This window comes from Kitasatospora sp. NPDC094028 (assembly GCF_049543595.1).
Taxonomy (GTDB): Bacteria; Actinomycetota; Actinomycetes; order Streptomycetales; family Streptomycetaceae; genus Kitasatospora.
Window position 1 is genome coordinate 39,456 of the sequence record NZ_JBMVFA010000017.1, and the last position, 19,965, is coordinate 59,420.

17 protein-coding genes are annotated in these 19,965 nt (G+C 75.1%); 9 read left to right on the forward strand and 8 right to left on the reverse strand.

The genetic code is table 11. The annotated features are described in order from the left end of the window. Positions 1-78 precede the first annotated feature (78 nt). Together ACPC54_RS24335 and ACPC54_RS24340 are read left to right on the forward strand one after the other, a co-directional pair. Positions 79-1,635 (forward strand): AMP-binding protein, encoded by a 1,557-nt coding sequence (locus ACPC54_RS24335; protein ID WP_498967635.1) that lies wholly within the window; start codon positions 79-81, stop codon positions 1,633-1,635. Positions 1,636-1,788: 153 nt separating this feature from the next. Continuing rightward, positions 1,789-2,001, forward strand: coding sequence for a hypothetical protein (locus tag ACPC54_RS24340; RefSeq protein ID WP_498967636.1), 213 nt, complete (start codon positions 1,789-1,791; stop codon positions 1,999-2,001). A 44-nt stretch (positions 2,002-2,045) separates the two neighbouring features. Here the strand turns inward: ACPC54_RS24340 and ACPC54_RS24345 are convergent, their stop codons facing one another. From ACPC54_RS24345 to ACPC54_RS24355, 3 genes are all read right to left on the reverse strand, one after another. Further along, positions 2,046-3,038 carry an ABC transporter ATP-binding protein gene (locus ACPC54_RS24345; protein WP_498967637.1) on the reverse strand — a complete coding sequence of 331 codons (993 nt, stop codon included), beginning with the start codon at positions 3,036-3,038 and terminating at the stop codon, positions 2,046-2,048. Between the two features lie 136 nt (positions 3,039-3,174). Further along, positions 3,175-5,970 carry a hypothetical protein gene (locus tag ACPC54_RS24350; RefSeq protein ID WP_498967638.1) on the reverse strand — a complete coding sequence of 932 codons (2,796 nt, stop codon included), beginning with the start codon at positions 5,968-5,970 and terminating at the stop codon, positions 3,175-3,177. After that, positions 5,967-9,368 (reverse strand): ABC transporter permease, encoded by a 3,402-nt coding sequence (locus ACPC54_RS24355; RefSeq protein ID WP_498967639.1) that lies wholly within the window; start codon positions 9,366-9,368, stop codon positions 5,967-5,969. The genes ACPC54_RS24350 and ACPC54_RS24355 overlap by 4 nt, the downstream gene beginning before the upstream one ends. 397 nt (positions 9,369-9,765) lie before the next feature. Here ACPC54_RS24355 and ACPC54_RS24360 point away from each other — a divergent pair, with 397 nt between their 5' ends. Then, positions 9,766-10,491: an ABC transporter ATP-binding protein gene (locus ACPC54_RS24360; protein ID WP_498967640.1), complete on the forward strand. Its 726-nt coding sequence runs from the start codon at positions 9,766-9,768 to the stop codon at positions 10,489-10,491. 393 nt (positions 10,492-10,884) lie between these two features. Here the strand turns inward: ACPC54_RS24360 and ACPC54_RS24365 are convergent, their stop codons facing one another. Next, positions 10,885-12,498 carry an alpha/beta hydrolase gene (locus ACPC54_RS24365; RefSeq protein ID WP_498967642.1) on the reverse strand — a complete coding sequence of 538 codons (1,614 nt, stop codon included), beginning with the start codon at positions 12,496-12,498 and terminating at the stop codon, positions 10,885-10,887. Positions 12,499-12,752: 254 nt separating this feature from the next. Continuing rightward, positions 12,753-13,085 carry a hypothetical protein gene (locus ACPC54_RS24370; RefSeq protein WP_498967643.1) on the reverse strand — a complete coding sequence of 111 codons (333 nt, stop codon included), beginning with the start codon at positions 13,083-13,085 and terminating at the stop codon, positions 12,753-12,755. Between the two features lie 136 nt (positions 13,086-13,221). Between ACPC54_RS24370 and ACPC54_RS24375 the strand changes: the two genes are divergently transcribed. Beyond that, positions 13,222-13,896 carry a TetR/AcrR family transcriptional regulator C-terminal domain-containing protein gene (locus tag ACPC54_RS24375; protein WP_498967645.1) on the forward strand — a complete coding sequence of 225 codons (675 nt, stop codon included), beginning with the start codon at positions 13,222-13,224 and terminating at the stop codon, positions 13,894-13,896. Positions 13,897-13,929: 33 nt separating this feature from the next. Here ACPC54_RS24375 and ACPC54_RS24380 read toward each other — a convergent pair whose 3' ends face one another. After that, positions 13,930-14,529 (reverse strand): TetR/AcrR family transcriptional regulator, encoded by a 600-nt coding sequence (locus tag ACPC54_RS24380; RefSeq protein WP_498967647.1) that lies wholly within the window; start codon positions 14,527-14,529, stop codon positions 13,930-13,932. Between the two features lie 171 nt (positions 14,530-14,700). Between ACPC54_RS24380 and ACPC54_RS24385 the strand changes: the two genes are divergently transcribed. Then, positions 14,701-15,885, forward strand: a complete 1,185-nt coding sequence (locus tag ACPC54_RS24385; protein ID WP_498967648.1) for an FAD-dependent monooxygenase — start codon at positions 14,701-14,703, stop codon at positions 15,883-15,885. A gap of 61 nt (positions 15,886-15,946) precedes the next feature. On the opposite strand, the gene ACPC54_RS24390 is transcribed toward ACPC54_RS24385, so the two are convergent. Both ACPC54_RS24390 and ACPC54_RS24395 read right to left on the reverse strand, forming a co-directional pair. Continuing rightward, on the reverse strand, positions 15,947-16,714 hold the full coding sequence (locus ACPC54_RS24390; RefSeq protein ID WP_498967797.1) for a class I SAM-dependent methyltransferase: 768 nt from the start codon (positions 16,712-16,714) through the stop codon (positions 15,947-15,949). Between the two features lie 142 nt (positions 16,715-16,856). Next, positions 16,857-17,399, reverse strand: coding sequence for a TetR/AcrR family transcriptional regulator (locus ACPC54_RS24395; protein WP_498967650.1), 543 nt, complete (start codon positions 17,397-17,399; stop codon positions 16,857-16,859). A 92-nt stretch (positions 17,400-17,491) separates the two neighbouring features. Here ACPC54_RS24395 and ACPC54_RS24400 point away from each other — a divergent pair, with 92 nt between their 5' ends. From ACPC54_RS24400 to ACPC54_RS24415, 4 genes are all read left to right on the forward strand, one after another. Next, the gene (locus ACPC54_RS24400; protein WP_498967652.1) at positions 17,492-17,632 is read left to right on the forward strand and encodes a hypothetical protein; all 141 of its coding nucleotides are present in this window, start codon (positions 17,492-17,494) and stop codon (positions 17,630-17,632) included. A 32-nt stretch (positions 17,633-17,664) separates the two neighbouring features. Beyond that, complete coding sequence (locus tag ACPC54_RS24405; RefSeq protein ID WP_498967654.1) at positions 17,665-18,186, forward strand: MarR family winged helix-turn-helix transcriptional regulator; 522 nt, start codon at positions 17,665-17,667, stop codon at positions 18,184-18,186. 119 nt (positions 18,187-18,305) lie between these two features. After that, positions 18,306-18,830, forward strand: coding sequence for a hypothetical protein (locus tag ACPC54_RS24410; protein WP_498967656.1), 525 nt, complete (start codon positions 18,306-18,308; stop codon positions 18,828-18,830). Then, a complete protein-coding gene (locus ACPC54_RS24415) occupies positions 18,827-19,693 on the forward strand; it encodes an NmrA family NAD(P)-binding protein (protein WP_498967658.1) in 867 nt (288 codons plus the stop codon). Before ACPC54_RS24410 ends, ACPC54_RS24415 begins: the two co-directional genes overlap by 4 nt. The last annotated feature ends 272 nt before the right edge of the window (positions 19,694-19,965 follow it).

Below are 19,965 nucleotides of genomic sequence, written 5' to 3' on the forward strand. Positions count from 1 at the left end.
CCGCCGCACCCCACCGCCCCCGACCCCGCTACGCTGACGCCCCGTCAGGCCAGAGGGGGCCGGGGAGAGAGCGGGGACATGGCGGACGAGGAGCCCACGTACACCGCGCTGGTACTGGCCGGCCTGGCCCGGGATCCGGGCCGGGTGGCGGTGCGCTTCGGCGAGGCGGCGCTGACCGCGCAGGACTGTCTGGACGCCGTCCACCGGCTGGCCCGCGCCCTGGAGCGGGCTGGCCTCGGGCCCGGTGACGGGGTGACGGTGCTCGCCGGGAACCGCCCGGAGGCGCTGCTGGTGCGGCTGGCCGCGAACCTGCTTGGGTGCCGGGTGGCGATGCCGTTCCCGGACGCGCCCGTCCCGGAGCTGGTCGCGCTGGCGGAGTTCGCCGAGACCGCGGCGCTCGTCTTCGACCCCGACCGCTGCCTGCCCGCGGCCGTCGCGGTGTCCCGGGCGCTGCCCTCGGCCGGCCTGTTCGCGCTCGGGCCGACCGCCCTCGGCACCGACCTGCTGGACCTCGCCGCCTCCCGCTCCCCCGCACCGCTGGAGCCGCGCTACCGGGCCGGGGACGTGATGGCGCTGAAGTTCACCGGCGGCACGACCGGCCGGCCGAAGGCCGTGATGCGGCGCTTCGCCCGGCCGCCGCGCCCGCCGCTGCTGTCCGGTTCGGTGTTCCTGCTGTGCACCCCGCTCTGCCACGGCGGCGGCACCACGGCCGACCTCGCGCTGGCCGCGGGCGGCACGGTGGTGCTGCAGGACGGGTTCGAGGCGGGGGCGGTGCTGGCGGCGGTCGAGCGCTTCCGGGTGTCCCGGACGTACCTGCCGCCGCACCTGCTCTACCGGCTGCTGGACCATCCGCTGCTGTCCACGGCCGACACCGGCAGTCTGCGCCGGGTCACCTACACCGGCTGTCCGCCGTCGCCGCGGCGGCTGGCGGAGGGGACGCGGCGGCTGGGCCGGGTGCTGCACCAGACGTACAGCCTGACCGAGTGCGGCCCGGTGTCCCGGCTGGGCCCGGACGAGCACCTCGCCCCGCGCCTGCTGACCACCGCCGGGCGCCCGTTCCCGGACACCGGGGTGCGGATCGTGGACGAGGACGGCACGCCGCTGCCGCCGGGCGGGACGGGCGAGATCCAGGTGCGCACGCCGACCGCGATGGCCGGCTACTGGCGCGACCCGGAGCTGACCGAGCGGGTGCTGACGGACGGCTGGCTGCGCACCGGCGACCTGGGCTGCCTGGACGCCTCCGGCTATCTGACGGTGGCCGGGCGGCGCGACCCGATGGCCGTGGTCGAGGGGCACAACGTGTTCCCCCGGGACGTCGAGGAGCCGCTGCGGGCGCACCCGGAGGTGCGCGAGGCGGTGATGTTCGCCTCCACCGACGCGGACCGGCTGGAGCGGGTGCATGCCGCGGTGTGCGTCGTCCCGGGCTCGGCGGTGACGGCGGAGCAGCTGCGCCGCTGGAGCGTGGAGCACGGGGGCGGGCGCCATGCTCCGCACACCGTCCTGGTGCTGCCGGGCATCCCGCTGACCGGCCTGGGGAAGCCGGATCTGGCGGCGCTGCGGGCCCTGCTGGCGGGTCCCGAGGGGCGGGCGGTCGCCACCCCGGTCGCCACCCTGGGGGCGCGCGAGGGAGCCTGACACGCCCTCCGGATGCGTCGAGCGCCCGCGCGGACGACCGCTCGCGCGGCAGCCGGCGGGAAGAACCGGCGGTGGACAGCTCGACCGTGCGGGCCGAACTGCCGATACAGCTGCGACGGCGTTCCCTCGCACCGTCCCCCGGAGGCACCACCCATGAGCTGGCTACGCGTCCTGACCGCGCTGGGCATCCTCGCCGTCGCGGCCGGCGCCCTGCTGGTCTTCGCCCGCTGCACCTCCCCCGCGGCCCGGGGCGAGCACGGCCCCCGCCGCGGGCGCGACCGGCCCACCGACCGCGACACCGCCCCCGGCCTCCGTACGGACGCCGAGGGCAGCGGCCTCTTCCCGCGGACGGGCGGCGAGGACTGACCCCGCCGGGGTCGGCGCCCCCCGGGATCAGCACCCCGCCGGGATCAGTGCCCCGCCAGGTCGTCCGGCCGGACCTCGATGTGGTCGGCCGCGAGGTCGACCGCCACCCGGTGCTCCATTCCCAGCGCCTCCAGGAACTTGACCGGCAGCTGGACCCGCCCGGTGCGGTCCAGCATCACGTACTCGCGCTCGTTGATCGACTCCTCGCCGTGCTCGTCCGTCACGGTGCGGCGCAGCACCTCGCTGCTGGTCCGCCCGTCCCGGATCGCGACCGTGCGGCGGACCTCGCCCGCGACCATCGGGTCGTGGGTGACGATGACGACGGTGGCGCCGAGCTCCCGGTTGACGGTACGGAAGGACTCGAAGATCACCCCGGCGGTCTCCGAGTCCAGCTCGCCGGTGGGCTCGTCGGCGAGCAGCACCGGCGGGTTGTTGGCCATCGCCACCGCGATCGCGACCCGCTGCTGCTGGCCGCCGGACAGCTCGCCGGGCCGCCGGTGGGCGAGGTCGCCGATCTCCAGCGCCTCCATCAACTCGGCGGCCCGGGCGGCCTGTTGCTTCGCACCCAGGCCACCCGAGCGGCGGCCGCGCAGCTGCATGGGCAAGGCGATGTTCTCCGCGGCGGTGAGGAAGGGCAGCAGGTTGCGGGCGGTCTGCTGCCAGATGAAGCCGACCACCTCGCGCCGGTAGCGCAGCCGCTCCTTGGCGGACATCTCCAGCAGGTCGCGGCCGGCCACGGTGGCGGTGCCGGCGGTCGGCACGTCGAGCCCGGCGAGGATGGTCAGCAGGGTCGACTTGCCGCTGCCGGAGGCGCCGACCAGGGCCACCAGGTCGCCCTGCTGGATGGTCAGTTCGAGGCCCTGGAGGGCCTGCACCTCGACGCCCTCGGCACTGAAGATCCGGACCAGCCGGTCGCAGACGATGGCCGCGTCCGTACCGTGCGCCCTGGGCGCCGCGGCGGCGAGGGCCCGCTGCCGGAGCTCCTGCAGACTGGGGGCCTCGGCGGCCCGGCGCTCCTCCTGGGGGGTGCTCTTCACCGCTCGACTCCTGTCTCGACTGTCCGCTTGCGCTTCATCTCGTGGGTGGCCGTCGTTCCCGTACGGCCGGGATCCGTCCTCCCGGGCCTCCCGGTCGGCCCGGTCGGCCCGGTCGGCCCGGACGGCCGTGCGGGCCTCATGCCTGCTCCCCCGCCCGCAGTTCGGTGGCGATCTGGCGCCGCCCGGAGACCGCGGTCTCCAGGACCACGCCGAGGCAGACCATCAGCGCCAGCCCGGCGGTGGGCAGCAGCACCGGTGCGACCACCGGTTCCAGCACCTCGGCGACCTTGGCGCCGACCAGGGCCGAGAGGTCGAAGGCCGGCCCGATCAGGGCGACCGCCGCCAGGGCGACCAGCCCGCCGCCGACCGCCGCCGCGAGGGTCTGCGGCAGCGTCTCGGCGATGATCAGCGCCAGCCCCTGGCGCGGCCGCAGGCCCATGGTGCGCAGCCGGGCGAGCAGCGCGGTGCGGTCCGGGGCGGCCCGTAGGAGCGTCAGCAGCACGGCGAGCAGGGCGAATCCGGCGCCGGCGAAGCCCGCGTACCAGAACATCGAGCCGGCCGCGCGCTGGAGCGGGTCGTCGGCGAGCTCGGCGGCGGTCTCCCGGCTGCTGTGCACGGCGTAGCCGGGCGGCAGTCCGTGGCTGGACTTGCCGGCCGCCTGGGCGACGTCGTTGATCAGTTTGGCCGTGCCGGTCGCCGCGGTCAGGCCCTGTTCGGCCACCAGGCCGCGCAGCTGTCCGGGGTCGATGTCGCCGGTGGCGATCCACGTGTTGGTCCGCTTCAGTTCGGGCAGCCGCTCGGAGGCGGGGCCGACCGGGACGACCACGAAGGGCTGACCCGGGTCGGGCAGCGCGGGGGTGCGGGCGACCGTCGCGGCGACGGTGGTGTGCAGTTGGCCCCCGTTGGGGGTGCGCACCCGGGCCGGGCCGGTGGCCAGCCGCTTGGCGAGGTCGTGGCTGAACAGGGCGGGCACCGGGGTGTCCGGGCCACCGGGGGTGCCGGCGAGCTTCGCCGGGTCGAAGGCGCCGGCGCCCAGGCTGCGGGCGATCTCGGCGTACGCGGTCGGTTCGGCGACCACCAGGACGGCCTTGGTGGTGTCCCCGTCGCCGCCGATGAACAAGGCGGTCGGCTCGACCCACAGGCCGGTCGCCGCGTCGACACCGGGCAGGTCGCCGGCGGCCTTGGTGAAGGCCTCCGGCAGGGTGGCGTAGATCGGGATGGTGACGGCCGCGTCCCCGCCGGTGGCGAGCCGGGCGGCCCGGGTGCGGGAGTGGTCGACGGTGTCCAGCACGGTGGCGCCGAAGCCGGTCGTGGTGACGGCGATCAGCAGGGCGAGCAGCGGCAGCACGGACGGCCGGCGGCGGCCGGTGTTGTCCCGGGCGGCGCGGGCGAGCCCGAGGAAGCCGATCAGGCCCCGGCCGCGCCCGGCGAGCGCGGCGAACCGGCCGACCAGGAACGGCTGGAGGCGGGCCAGCACCAGGCCGCCGCTGAGCGCGAGCAGCAGCGGGGCGAGCACCAGCAGCGGGTCCAGGTCGGCGCCGGAGGCGGCCACGCCGCGGCGGCGGACCTCGGCCACGGCGGCCGCGGTGACGGCGAGGACGGCGAGTTCGCCGACCAGGCGGCGCCGGCCGCCGGCCGCCCGCGGCTTGGACCACAGCAGCGCGGCCCGGAGCGGGAAGGCCAGCAGGGCGAGCAGGGTGGCGGCCAGCGCGGCGAGCACCGCGTTGCCCCACCGGGGGGTGGGCAGCAGCACCAGGGCCAGCCCGGTGGCGAGCGTGGCGGCGGGCAGGACGGTCACCGCGCCCTCGCCGAGCAGCCGCCGCAGCACGCCGGCGCGCGAACCGCCGCGGGCCTGCAGCAGTTTGATCTCGCCGGTGCGCCGGTCGGCGCTGAGGGCGGCGGCGAGGCAGAGCACCACGGTGGCGACGCCGGCGACGCCGACCGGCCCGATCGCGGACAGCGGCGCGACGGCCCGCTGGCGGTCGATGGCCCGCTGGAAGGATTCGGGCAGCTGGGAGACGACGTGCAGGTCCGCACGGTTGGTCACCCGGCTGAGCGTGCTGGCACCGCGACCGGCCAGGTAGGAGGCGACGGTGTCGCGGGTCCGGTCGAGCTGGTCGGCGCGCAGGGAGCCGGTGTCGATCGGCAGCCGCCAGAAGTCCTGCCCGCCGCCGCCCCAGCTGACCAGCTGCGACAGTGCGCCGCCGGCGACGAAGCCGGTGGTGCGCCAGTGCAGCTTGCCGGCCGTCCCGTCGAGGCAGGCCCGGACGGGGCAGCCGAGGTTCTCCCAGAGCGGGTCCGTCCGGTCGTTGACCTGGTAGAGGCCGACGACGGTGGCCGTGATCCGGCCGGTCCCCAGGTCTCCGCTGTCGACGACGTCGCCGACCTTGATGCCGATGGTGGCGGCGGAGTCCGCGCTGACCACGATCTGCACCGGCTCGCCGGCGGCGGGCCAGCTGCCGGCGGTCAGGGTCACCTTCTCGGTGAGGCCGTTCAGGTAGAGCAGGCCGAGCAGCGGCGGCGAGTCCTCCGAGAGCCTGGTGTAGCCCTTGTTCAGCATCCCGCGGTCCTGCTTGACCCGGATGCCGTGGGCCCGGCCCTCCCGGCTGAGCGGCAGGTTCGGCCCGATCTCGCCGACCAGCTTGTCCTGGGTCGCCTGCAGGTCGGCGGCGGTGTCGGCGGGGGCGGACTGGGCGACGGCCTCCAGGCTGGTCGCGTTGACGCCGATCTTCCGGGTGAACTCGCGCAGCGCGTCGTCGGTGCTGCGGTCCGAGAGCCGCGGGAAGGCGGCCGCCAGGAAGACGGTGACGAACGCGAGCGCCGCCGTGAGCAGGGCGGCCAGCGGCGTGGCGCGCAGCCGGGTGCGGATCCAGGGTGCGGGCCGGTGGTCGGCCCGGGGGGTGGGCACGGGGGTGCCGGCCTCGGTGGTCACACTTCCTCCACGTGGCGCAGCCGGGCGGCGACGTCGCGACGGCGGCGCCCGACGAGGAAGGCGGACAGCAGCGGGACGACGGCGATCGCGGCCGTGAGCAGCAGCGTCTGGCCCACCGGCAGTTCGACCAGCGCCTCGGGGGTGGGTCGGCGGGCGGCGGAGGTGAGCACCACGTACGGCACGATCAGGTGGACGAGCAGGGTGCCGAGGGCGAGGCCGACCGCGCCGCCGAGGGCGACCAGCAGCGCCTGTTCCGCGGCGACGGTCCGCGCGACCTGGCGGCGGGGCGCGCCGAGGGCGAACAGCAGGGCGGAGTCCCGGGAGCGCTCGTGGGCGGAGCCGGCCGCGGCGGCGGCGAAGCCGATGGCGGCGAGCACGGCGGTGACGATCGCGATCACCAGCAGCGCGCTCTGCGGGGCGGCGCCGACCGGGTCGTCGAGGAGGGCGGCGGCCGCCTCGTCGTAGAGCTGGACGTCCTGGGCGCCGGGGCCGGCGCGCAGGGCGGCGGCGGCCTCGGCGGGGGTCCGGTCGCCGGGCCCGGTGGCGGGCAGCCACCACTCGGTGCGGGTGGGCAGGTCGTTGCCCTGGGCGGCGAGCAGCCGGGCGGCGGTGCCGAGGTCGACGACCAGGGCGCTGCGGCCGGCCACCGGCACGGCCTCGACGGCGGCGTTGACCTTGACCGGAAGGACGGTCCCGGCGAACGGCACCTGGACGGTGTCGCCGACCTCGGCGCCGATGGTGCGCAGGTAGTCGTGGGTGGCGACACCGCCGATGGCGGCCGGGGCGTTCGCGCCGGCGGTGCCGAGGATGGCGCGCATGCTGCTGCCGACGCCGTTGGCGAAGCGGTAGCGGAGGCTGAACAGCCGGTCGGTGTCGGTGGTCTCGGGGTCGAGGCGGGCGGCGGGGCCGGGTGCGGCGCTGCCGGTGACGCCGGAGGCGCGGACGGCGGGGGAGGTCGCGGTCCAGCCGAAGCCGGCCGGGACGGAGACGGCGGTGGCGGGGCCGTCCGCCGTGTCCGAGACGGCGAGGCGGTGCACGGTGACCGTGCCGTCCATCCGGTCGCTGAAGGTGACGGTCGCGCCGACCACGGTCAGCGGCGCGGCGGCCGAGCCGACCGGGGCGTCGACCAGGGGGTCGAGTGCGGCCGAGACGTGGACGTCGCCGTTGAACGGCAGGGTCGGGAACGGGACCTTGTGCACGAAGCCGTAGCGGTCGCGCACCAGCAGCCGGACCTCGGGGTGGACGGCGAGGGAGAACGAGCCGAACCCCTGCTTGGGCGGCTCCGCCTGGCTGACGGTGAGGTCGGCGTCGATCCGCAGCGGGTGGCCCGGCAGCGGCAGCCCGGCGGCCGCCCCGGCGGGGGCGGGTTCGGCGAGCGGCGCGAACAGGTCGGCCCGGCCGTGCCCGTCCAGCAGGTCGGCGCGGACCGGGACGCGCTCGGCGAAGGCCTTGGCGTCGACGGCGAGCAGCTGCCCCTTGCCGTTGGGCAGCGACTGCTCCTCGCGGACGACCGGGACGATCCGGTCGCCGCCGGGCAGGGCGCCGAAGCGGCCGCCCTGGCCCATCACCGCGTTGTGCGAGCCGGAGATCCGCAGGCCGCCGACGGTGCCGAAGGCGGCCTGGTCGCGCTGCGAGGCGGTCCAGGTGGCGTGCTGGCCGAGGGCGAGCACGCCGGTGGCCACGGCCATCACCAGCAGCAGCACGGGCCCGGTGGCGCGGGCGGGGCGGCGGGCCAGCTGCCAGCCGACCAGGGCCGGGCCGAGGCCGCGGCCGCGGGCGGCCGTCCGGGCGCCGAGCCGGGCGGCGAAGGGCAGCAGGCGCAGCACCACCAGGGTGCCGGCGCACAGCGCGAGGGTCGGGGTGGCGACCAGCAGCAGGTCCACGCCCAGGTCGCCGGAGGAGTCGGCGGACATGCCGCTGCCGTATTGGCTGAGCTGCTGGTAGGCGAGCGCGGCCAGGGCGAGCACGGCGAGGTCGCCGCCGTTGCGGGCGATGCCGGAGACCACGGCCTGGCGGCGGCCGGCCTTGCGGCGCAGCGCCGCGCCGGCGCCGCGGAGCAGGCTGGGCACGGTGGCCAGCGTGATGGAGGCGAGCGCGCAGAGCAGGGCGACCGGCCAGAGCGTCCAGCTGATACCGGTGTCCAGGTGCACCTGGTGGCCGGTGCCGAAGCCGGCCAGGGCGCGGACCAGCAGCGGGGTCAGCAGCGGCGCGAGCAGCGCGGCGGGCAGCGCGAGCAGCAGCGATTCGAGGGCGGTGAAGGCGCCGAGCCGGGCGCCCGAGGCGCCGCGGGCGGCGAGCAGTTCGTTCTCGCCCTCCTGCCGGGCGGCGATCAGGTGGACGACCAGCAGCAGGGCGGCCGCGGCGAGGACGGCGAGTTGCAGGGCGCCGATCAGCAGGGTGGTCCGGGCGACCATCATGCCGGAGGACAACTCGCGCATGACGTCGGGCAGTTCGGTCTGGGAGTTGAGCGAGGCCCGGGTCCGCAGGTCGTCGCCGAGGCGCTGGGCGCGGTCGCCGATCGCCTCGGCGGTCGACTGGTCGATGCCCCGGAAGTCGGCGTCGAGCACCCAGCCGCGGCTGCTCTGCACCAGTGCGCCGGCGGTGAAGGCGCTCTGGTCGACCATCACCGGGCCGTAGGTGGTGAAGGCCCGGATGTCGACCTCGCGGCCGCCGACCGGGTCCGTCCGCCAGTACGGGTCGGCCGCGTCGATCGCCCGGTAGACGCCGGTGATCCGCACGGTGAGCTGGTCGCCGCCGAGCCGGTCCGCCAGCGGGACGTCGGCGGGCAGGGACTGCTCGGTCAGGCCGAGCCGGGCCAGCAGGGCCTGCGGGACGGCGGCCTGCGGGGCGGCGGTGCGGACGGGCGCGGTGGTGGCGGCGGGCCAGGCCCCGGCGACCAGGCGGACCTTGGCGCGGTCCAGGTCGGCGAGGACGGTCAGGTCGGGCTGCGCGTCACGGCCCGACCCGGCGGGGGCGCCGGGCGCGGCGGCGGGCGAACCAGCCGCGGGCGGGGCGGGGTTGGCGCCGGCCGTGCCGGGAGTGCCCGAACCCTCGGCGCCGGGCGTCCCGTTGGCGGCCGCGGCGGCCGGCAGGCCGTAGGAGCGGCTGCGCAGCAGGGTGTCGGTGTGGACCGGCAGGTCCCCGAACAGGGCGGCGCGGTAGTCGGCCAGCGCCTGCTCGTCCTTGGCCCGGGCGTCGAGCCCGTGCTCCGCGGTGACCACGACGGTGGTGCGGGTGTGGCCCTGACCCTGCAGCGACTGCCGCAGGCCGGCCTGGCCGACGCCGGCGTTGAACGCCACCAGCGCGGTCAGTACGGCCGTGGTGATCAGGACCGCGAGCAGGACGGCGGCGGCCAGCGGCAGTCGCCCGCGCAGCCGACGCACGACGAAGCCGAGCATCAGGTTCCTCCCCCGGGTGACTTCTCCGGTAACGATCCCGGCCCGCCCATCGATCCGATCCGAGCACGACTCGGCCACAGATGGACACTCTTCGGGCATACCGATGTGGTGAACTCCGGCATTTGATCACCGGATAGCGGACGATGCTGTCAGATGTGATCCGGAAACGGAAGGGACTTGCGCGAAACAAGTAAGTAGTGAGCAAATTCCTTTCATTGGAAGCACCCGCACGCGGGCCCGCCGCCGATATACGCCATGGACACTTCAGAAACGCGGTCTCCGCGCACGCCCTCGGGAGGGGAAGTTCCGCCCCCGCGGAATTCCCCGCCGGGAGGGTGAACCCGCGGAGCCGCCACAGCCGTAGAACCGGACAGACACGCCCACAGGGGGACGCCGCATGACCCAGGACCAGGCCGCCGACGCCAGCACCACGCCGATGGTGACCGTGACCGACCTCCGGCGCAGCTTCGGTACGGGCGACCGGACCGTGCACGCCCTGCGCGGGGTCTCCTTCACCATCGGCCGCGGCGAACTCACCGCACTCAAGGGCCGGTCCGGCTCCGGCAAGACCACCCTGCTCAACCTGGTCGGCGGCCTGGACACGGCGACCGGCGGCAGCATCGCCCTGGACGGCACCGACCTCGCCGGGCTCGACGAGGACGGCCGGCTCGCCCTGCGCCGCGAGCGGATCGGCTTCGTCTTCCAGTCCTTCGGCCTGATCCCGATGCTCACCGCCGCCGAGAACGTCGGCGTCCCGATGCGGCTGCGCAAGGTCTCCCCGGCTGAGCGCGAGGAGCGCGCGCACACCCTGCTCGCCCTGGTCGGGCTGGCCGACCACGCCAACCAGCGCCCCGGCGAGCTCTCCGGCGGCCAGCAGCAGCGCGTCGCCATCGCCCGCGCGCTCGCCAACGAGCCCGCGCTGATCATCGCCGACGAGCCGACCGGGCAGCTGGACTCCGAGACCGGGCGCTCCATCATGGAGCTGCTGCGCGCGGTGGTCCTCAGCGAGGGCGTGACCGTCCTGGTCGCCACCCACGACCCGACGCTGATGGGGCTCGCCGACCGGGTGGTCGAACTCCGGGACGGGCGGATCGTCGAGGAGGAGGCGGAGCGGGCCGCCTAGGTCCTCCGGCCCCCTTTTCGGGGGCCTTGCGAAATGTCCCGGACGCGACGGCGGCCGGGACATTCGCGTTCTCCCGCGATCCGCGTTCTCGGCCCCGCGTTCCGTGTTCCGTGTCCGGCGTTCCGCGTTCGGCGCGGAAGGCGATTGTCAGTGACCCCTGTTATGGTCGCCGACAACTCGCCGGAAACGGATGGAAATCCGTCGACGGTTCACCGCACCCCAGGAGATTCGTTGACGATCTTCCGCCGGATCCGTTCCGCATTCCGCTTCCCCGTACCCTCCCGCCGCTTCGCGCTCGGAAAAAGGCGGATGTGGTGGCCGGCAGTACCGCCGGCCACCACATCCGTCCTCACGCGCCCCGGTCGAGCGGGGCCCGCTTCATCCCACCGTCCGTCACACCGCCGGGAAGATCTCCAGGTCCGGCTTCAGCAGCTGGCCCGGCTGCGGCGCGGTGCCGTCCACCAGGTAGCGGGTGACGAGCGCGTTCAGCGGCTTGCTGCGGCCGACCGCGCAGTGCTCGATCGAGTCGACGCTGACCAGCACCGCGTTGCCCAGCTCCTGCTGCATCCGCTCGGCGAACTTGTACTGGGTGGCCGGGTCGTAGAGGTTCCCGATCACCATGACGGTGTTCGAGGTCTTCTTGTTCCACGGGCCCTTGAAGCGCTCGGCGTCCCGGGCCGGGGCCGGCCAGCTCGCGCACGCCGGCGCGTCGAAGGCCTGGTAGCGGCCGAAGGTCGGCGCCTCCTTCTCCCACGCCTTGGCGACGTTGGCGAAGACCTTGTCGTTCGACGGGTACGGCTTGTCCTGGCAGTTGACGCCCATGTAGGAGTCGTCGGCGGCGTACTCGGAGTCGGCCGGGGCCTCGCGCAGCGCGCGCGGCACCTCGACGGAGAGCAGGTCGGCGTCGGCGTCCGCGGCGACCGCCTTCGGCGCCGCCAGAGCGGCCGGGGCCGGCGTCATCGCCTGGTAGGAGGCCTGCAGCGACTTGGCCAGCGGCGCCAGCTTGGCCTGCGAGTACAGCGCGCTGGCCACCTCGCTGGTGAAGCTGCTCAGCGTCACGGTCTTGCCGCTCGGCAGCGTGACCGGGCTGGTCCGCAGGTGGTCGCGCAGCTCGTCGAACTTGGCCCGGGTGTCGCCCTCGCCGAAGGCGCAGCGCGGGGCGCCGGCGGTCTGGCAGCGCTTCAGGAACTCGTCCAGGGCCAGCTCGAAGCCGCCCGCGCGCTGGCGGTCGTACTCCAGGCCGTTGTGCAGGCGCAGGTTGGGGTCGACGTTGCCGTCGATGATGATCGCCCGCACCTTGTTCGGGTACATGTTGGCGTAGGTCGCGCCGATCAGCGTGCCGTAGGAGAAGCCCGCGAAGGTCAGCTGGGAGTCGCCGACCGCGCGGCGCATCCGGTCGAGGTCGCGGACCACGTTGATGGTCGACATGTGCTCGATCAGCGGGCCGGCGTTCTTGCTGCAGGCGTCCGTGTAGTCCTGGTCGGCGTCCAGGGTCTCGGCGATCTCGGCCTTGGTGACCGGCACGCCGACCATGCGGTTGTTGACCGCGTCGGCCTCTTCCTGCGTCTTGAAGCACTTGAGCGGATTGCTCCGGGCCACACCGCGCGGGTCGAAGCCGACCAGGTCGAACTTCGACTGCACCTCGGCGCCGAAACGGGTGGTGGTCGCCCACATGTAGCCGCTGCCGCCCGGCCCGCCCGGGTTCATGAACAGCGAGCCGATCCGCTTCGACGGGTCGCTCGCCCGCCGCCGCATCATGGCGATGCCGACCTTCTCGCCGTCCGGGTTGTCGTAGTCGAGCGGCACCGGGTAGACGGCGCAGTCGTAGATGCCCGGGTCCGGCTTGCTCGGGTCGGGGTTGCAAGGCTTCCAGGCGACGGGATCGACCTTCGCCTCGGCCGTGCCCGGCGCCTGGTCGATCGGCGCCGCGGACGCGGCGACGGCGGTGCCGGTGACGAGGGCGAGCGCGCAGGTGACGGCACCGGCCAACGTGGATATGCGGGTCAAGGAACCTCCTCCGTAGGAAAGGGCGGCCCAAGCCTGTCAGCCGAAGATCTCCGTGTGAAGACCTTGAGACATCACAAATGTTCTTATGAGCAGCCTTAAACGCACCTGAATATTCTGTGAATGAACGAGCTTGACGCTCCGTTGACCCGACGGTCACTGATCCTCCGTGGCCCGGGGCCCGGAACGCCGAACCGCCCGCCGGCCGTGGCGCTCGGTGCGCTCCACGGTCGGCGGGCGGTTTTGCTGAGGCGTCCTCAGGCGGTCAGCGGCTGCGCCAGGTTGTCGTCGGCCTGCACCTGGTAGACCGCGTTCAGGGTCGGCGGGCCGACCAGGTCCTTGATCCGCTCGTAGCGGCGCGCCTCGGACGGGGCCATCCGCTCCATCCACTCCTGCATCGACGCCGGAGTGTGGTCCCCCTCCATCAGCGCGACGGTGATGAGCTCCCGCGAGTCCTCCAGCGCGGTCGCGGAGATCACCTTGGTGCGCGGGTCACCCTCCAGGACCTCGTCAGGGATCCACGCCTTGCGGAACTCCTCGTACGAGACGCCCTCGTTGAGCTTGCGCACCATCACGGCGATCAGTCGCATGTGCTTCCTCCCCCAATGGAACTTCTTGCACCGCAAGAAGTTGACGTCGACTAGTGTTCTCTTGCAGTGCAAAACTTGTCAAGATCCGTTCCGGAACGGCCGGATGGACCGTCACCAATCGGAGGAGACACCGCAGATGACCGTCCGCCGCACCCGCCCCCGGTCCGGGCTGACCCGCGAGAAGATCATCGACGCCGCCCTCGCCCACGTGGACCGGCACGGCCTCGCCGCACTCTCCAACCGCAAGCTCGGCGCGGCGCTCGGCGTCGAGGGCATGACGCTCTACTACTACGTCCCCAGCAAGGCCGCCCTGCTCGACGGCATGGCCGAACGCCTCCTGGAACTGTCCGCCGGCGACCTGTTCACCGAACCCACCGGCCCGTGGCCCGAGACCATCCGGGACTTCGCCGTCGCCCTGCGCCGGATGCTGCTCGCCCACCCGGCCATGCTCACCGTCCTCGCCACCCGACCGGCCGCCACCCCCGCCGCGATGGCCCTGCTCGAACGCGGCATCACCCTGCTCACCGACAGCGGCGTCGAACTCGGCGACGCGATCGACGTGTTGAACTCCGTCGTCCAGTGGACCCTCGGCCACACCCTGGCCGAGGCCGGCCGGACCCCGCACCACGAGGACACCGAACCCGCCCCCGAAGAGCTCGCGGCCCTCGACCCGGACGCCTACCCCCACCTCACCCGCGCCTTCGACACCGGCGCGGGCCTGGACCACGAGGCCCGCTTCCACCGCACCCTCACCATCCTGCTCGCGGGCTACGCCGCCGAGCTGGACCGCCCCCGGGACGACGGCGCCTGAGCCGCCCGGCGTCCGGCACCCAGGGCCCGGCCCCTAACGCCCGGCCACCGCCGGGCGCAGCGCGGCCGCCACCAGCCCCTCGATCTCCTCGGCCCGCACCCCTCCCCCGCCCACCAAGCGGTCGAAGACCAGGCCGTCAACGCAGGCCAGCAGGGTGGCGGTCCGCCCGTCCGGGTCCGGCACCCCCTGCCCGGCGAGGAAGGCCCGGACGGCGGCGCGCCCCGCGTTCTCCCGGGGGACGAGGATCTCCCGCAGCTCCGGATCCCGCACGCTCTCCACCGCGCAGGCGTAGCGCGCGAGGGAGCGCCGGCGCCCCTCGCCGGTCAGCCGCTGACGCATCAACTCGCCGATTCCTCCGGCGAGTTCCTCCGCCGAGCGGATCGCCGCCCGCTCCCCCGCGGCCTGCAGTTCGCCCTGGTCGAGCTCCACCAGCCGCCGCACCAGCGCGGTCAGCAGCGCCTGCCTGGTCCGCAGGTAGGCCGAGGTGGTGCCGATCGGCAGCCCGGCCGCCGCGTCGACGGCCCGGTGGGTCAGCCCGCGCACCCCCGCGTCGGCCAGCACCCCGATCGCCGCGTCCGCGAGCACCGTCCGCCGATCCGGCCGCCCCGCACCCTGCTCCTCTTCTCGCCGCATGCCCCCTTTCTACCGGCCCCACCCGCCCCCCCGCGGAACCGGCCGTCCGCCGCCCGTACCCCGCACCGCCCGGAGCCCGGCCCCACCCCCCTCGATCACTGCCCGACGAGCCGGGAGTACGCTCCTTCTACAGCTGTAGAAAACAGCGCCGCAACAGGGGAAGGACCGGGCATGAGCAGCAACAGCGCGGTGGTGGTCGGGGGCGGAATCGGCGGCTTGGCGGCCGCGATCGGCCTCCGCCTGGCCGGGTGGGACGTCACCGTGGTCGAGCGGGCCGCCGTCCTGGACGACGCGGGCGCCGGCATCTCGCTGGCCGCCAACGGGATGCGCGCGCTCGCCGCCCTCGGGGTCGGCGAGCGGATCGAGGCGGCCTCGCGCCGCCAGTACACCGGCGGCACCCGCACGCCGGACGGCCGCCGCCTGGCGGCGATGGACGGCCGGGCGCTGGAGCGCGAACTGGGCGCCCCGATCGTCGGCATCCCGCGCGCCGACCTGCACCGCATCCTGCGCGAGGCGCTGCCCGCGGGGGCCCTGGTGATCAGCGGGGAACCGGCCGAGGTATCCGGGACTCCCGACCGCCCCCGGGTCCGGTTCAGCGACACGACCCTCGACGCGGACCTGGTGGTGGCCGCGGACGGCATCCACAGCCGCATCCGGCGCCGGCTGTTCCCCGGCCACCCCGGCGCGGTGTACAGCGGTTCGACGGTCCTGCGGGCGATCACCGACCGTCCGATCGAGGGCCTGACCGCCGACTTCGAACTCACCTGGGGCCCCGGCGCCGAGTTCGGCCACATCGCCTTCCCGGACGGCCGGGCCGAGTGGCACGCCGTGCTGAACGCCCCGGCCGGGGTCCGCCCCAGGGACCCGCTCACCGTGCTCCGCCGCCGCTTCGCCCGCTGGCACGAGCCGGTCCCGGCGCTGCTCGCCGCGACCCTCCCGGAGGCGGTGCTGCACCACGACATCCACGAACTGGCCACCCCGCTGCCCGCGTACGCGGTCGGCCGGATCGCCCTGCTCGGCGACGCCGCGCACGCGATGACCCCGTTCCTCGGCCAGGGCGCCTGCCAGGCCCTGGAGGACGCCGTGACCCTGGCGGCGTCGGTCGCGGACAGCCGGACGGTCGAGGGCGGGCTCGTCCACTACGACGCGCAGCGCCGTCCGCGCAGCCAGACGGTGGCCCGGGACGCCCGCCGCGCGGGCCGGATGGGCCAGCAGCTGTCCAACCCGCTCGCGGTCGGCCTGCGCAACGCCGCGATCCGGCTCACCCCGCCCGGCGCGATGATGCGCACCGTCCTGCGGCACGCCGACTGGACGCCGCCCCGCATCGCGGAGCCCGCCGCCCAGGCCCCCTGCTGAGGACCTCGATGCCGGAGGGGGCCGCCGCCCGGATCGGGCGGCCCCCTCCGACGTCCCGCCGTCAGGCCCGGCCGGAGGCCAGCAGCGCCACCGCCGGCAGGTCGAGCAGGCCGTCCTCCGCCACGCGCTCACCCGCCAGCCGGTCGTAGACGGACTTGATCCGGGCAATCGTCTCGGGCGTCTGCCCGGTCACCACCAGGCCGATGTTGGCCACCCCGCCGGCCGGCCCGGACCACCAGGCCTCCGGGTCCGCCCGGTGCGTCCAGGCCAGCTCGCCGCCGACCACCCCGGCCCAGCCCGCCTCCTCCAGCAGCCCGCGCAGGCCGTCGACGGTCCGGGGGAAGTTCATCGGCCGGGCCGCGAACACCGGGCGCACCACACCGGCCTCGTCCAGCGCGTCGCCGAACAGGGACATCGCCTCGTTGCCGGTCTCGGCCCAGATCGTCACCGCGGCCCGGCCGCCCGGTCGCACGACCCGGCGCAGCTCGGCCAGCGCCGCCCACGGGTCCTCCACGTGGTTGACCACGAAGTTGGCCACCACGGCGTCGAACGAGTCGTCCGGGAAGGGGAGTTCGGGAAGCACCGCGTGCGAGACCGCCGCCCCCGGGGCGTTCGCGGTGGCCAGCGCCACCATGCTCGGTTCGGCGTCCACCGCCACGACCCGGGCGCCCCGGGCCAGCGCCGCCGCCGCGACCGTGCCGGGCCCGGTGCCGACGTCCAGCACCCGCGTCCCCTCACCGACCTCGGCCGCGTCCAGCAACGCCCCGGTCGTCCCTCCGCACAGCCCCGCGAAGCTCCCCGCGTACGCCCGGGCCGCGCCCGCCCACATCCGCCGCTCGTGCGCGTCGAACTCACCCGCCACGGTCCGCCCTCCCCTGTTCCGGATCCTGCCGACACCCTAGGCCCTCCCTCTCAGCCACGGCCCGGCGCCCGGAGCATGGTCGTGGACTCGCGTGTCCCGCCCGGCGGCGTCAGGCCCGGAAGGCGGCGAGCAGCTTGTCCGTGAGGCGGTCCAGGTAGTCCGGTGCGGTCGGGGTGTGGACGACCGCGAGGCGCCAGTAGAGCGGGCCGGCGAGGAGGTCGAGCGCGATCTCGCGGTCGACGTCGGCGGGGAGTTCTCCGCGCTCGACCGCCCGCTCCAGGAGCCCGGTGGCCCGGCTGCGGCGGGTGTCGCGGACGGCGGCGAACAGCGCTTCGGCCAGTTCGGGGGTGCGGCCGCCCTCGGCGATCAGGTCGGGGATGATCCGCGCGGGCAGCGGCCGGCCGAGCGCGTCTGCGGCCTCGGTGAGGAAGGCCAGGACGTCGCCGCGCAGGCTGCCGGTGTCGGCGGCCCCGGAGGCGTCGACAGCGACGGCGGAGACCAGGTCGACGGTCATCTCCAGCTTGGACGCCCAGCGGCGGTAGATCGCGGCCTTGCCCACGCCGGCCCGCTTGGCGACCGCCTCCAGGGACAGCCGCGCGTAGCCGGCCGCCGCCAGTTCCTCGAAGAAGGCGGCGGCGATCGCCTCGGTCACCGAGTCCTGGAGGACGGGGCCGCCGGGGAGCCGGCGGCCGGGGGTGCGGCCGGGAGCCGCCGCGGGGGCGGCCTCGGGCAGCGGCGGCGAGGGTGATCACGCTGACCGAGCCCGAGGGCGCGGGCGAGCACTGCCACATGGGGGCCATGTCGCGGTTCCAGCAGGTCACCTTCGACTGGCTCGACACCGTCCTCGCCCCGGCGCGGCGGGCGGGCTCCACGGCCACCGCTTGACCGCCGATCTGATTAGGCGCCATAGTACTTCCATGACGCAGCACCCCGGGGCCGATCCGGCCTCCCCCAGCCTCGATCAGGCCCGCCGCCAGATCGCCCGCTACGGCCTGACGGCCGATCCGCAGGCAGTGCTGGTCGCGGCCCGGCTGATGGCGGCGGGAGCCCGGATCGGGCAGGCCGGGGAGGTGCACTTCGGCCGGTTCGGACTGTCCACCGGCCGCTACCGACTACTGGCCGACCTGGAGGACCACGGCGGCGAGAAGTCGCCCTCCCAGCTCGCGGCGAGCCTGGGCGTCTCCCGCGCGACCGTGACCGGCCTGGTCGACGGCCTGGAGCGGGAGGGCCTGGTGGCCCGCCGGCCGTCCACCGAGGACGGCCGGGGCAACGTGGTGATCCTCACCGCGCGCGGCGCCGACCGGCTGCGCGAGCTCGCGCCCGAGCACTTCGCCCGGATGCAGGCCCTGGTCGGCGGCCTCTCCGTCGAGGAGCGCGCCACCTTCCTGGACCTGCTGGCCCGGGTGGTGGCGGGCGTGGACGCACTGACCGCCGACTGATCCGACCAGCCCGAGGCGGGCCGCCCACCGGCGGCCCGCCTTCCCTTCGCCTCAATAGTTAGGCACCTAAGCACAAATACTTAGGTGCCTAAGCACCAGAGCTCACCAGAAGGAGAGCCATGAGCAGGAAAGCCCCCGGCGCTCCCCCGCGCTTCGTCCTGTGGCAGGAGGTGCTGACCTCCTACGCCATGCCCGCCCTGACAGCCGGCCTCGGCGGGGCCGTCAGCCGCCAGCCCCAGCTGGTCGTGGCCGCGCTGACCACCATCGGCGGGACCTCCGCCGTCGTGGCCGCCACCCTCGGCGCCGTCCTGCGCCGCCGACCGCTGCACGCCCGGCCGCCCCGGACGCCGCGCGCACTCGCGGCCGCCGCACTCGGCCTCGCCGCCGCCGCGCTCGGCCTCGCCACCGGGCTGGCCGCCGCGCACTGGCTCCCGCACCTCCCGGCCCTCGCCGACAGCCCCTGGCCCCGCCGGCTGCCGGTCGACCTGCCGGTCTCCTCGGCGATCGCCGCCACGATCGTCACCTGGCGCTGGCGCGGCACCCGGCCGTCCCGCCGGGCCCCACATCCGACCCCGCCCACCACCCCGGCCCCGGCCCCGACCCCGCCCACCGACACCACCCGACCCGAAAGGCAGTCCGCATGATCGTCATCATGGGCGCCACCGGCGCCACCGGCGGCGCCACCCTGCGCAGCCTCGCCGCCCTCGGCGCGCCGAGCCGCGCCCTCAGCCGCGACCCCGCCCGGCTGGCCGCCGCGCTCGACGACGGCACCCTCGCCCGGACCGAGACCGTCCCGGCCGACGCCGCCGACCCGGCCTCCCTGCGGGCGGCCTTCCGCGGCGCGCACCAGCTCCTGCTCACCATGGCCAACGGCCCGCAGCAGGTGCGGCACGAGCTGAACGCGATCGACGCGGCCGTCGCCTGCGGCGTGGAGCACATCGTCAAGGTCTCCGCGCCGGCCGCCGAACCGGACTCCCCGGTCGCCGTCTCCCGCGGTCACCACCTGATCGAGGAGCGGCTGCGCGGCTGCGGCATTCCCACCACCGTCCTGCGGCCGTACGCCTTCATGCAGAAGCTGCTGCTCCAGGCGCCCGGCATCGCCGCCTCCGGGCTGATCCACAGCGCGATGGGCGGGGCCCGGTGCAACTACGTGGACGTCCGGGACGTCGGCGACGCCGCGGCCGAGGTGCTCACCCGTCCGGAGCTGGCCGGCGGCGAGTACCCGCTCACCGGCGGGCAGGCGTACAGCTACGCGGAGCTGGCCGCGCTGCTCGGCGAACTGCTCGGCCGACCGGTCCACCACCTCGCGCTGAGCCCGTCCGGGCTGCACGCCCACCTGGTCGCCCGGGCCGGGATGCCGGACTGGCTGGCCTCCCACGTGGTCGAGATCCAGCAGCTCGCGGTCGCCCGCCGGGAGGCCCCGGACGGCGTCTTCACCCGCCTGACCGGCCGCTCCCCGCGCACCCTGGAAGCCTTCCTCGGCGAGCACCTGCACCACTTCCGCTGAGCCCCGCCGCGGCGTGGCGGGCCGGGCGGATGGCCGAAACGCCGGGCCCGCCACCCGAAAGGAGCAGGATCCGCTGTGGGATGGATCACGATCCGGAAATCGACCTGACGGACCGTCAATTCGACTGACGCGTCGTCACATCGGAGCTACACCGCATCACTTGTTCACTGACGTTCCATCAGATTCGGCCGTTCCCGGCCGAGTTGGGCCGAGTGTCCGCTCCTGCCGGGCCGGGAGGGCGGGTCTACCATCGGTCGGGTTGTCCGCTCCGG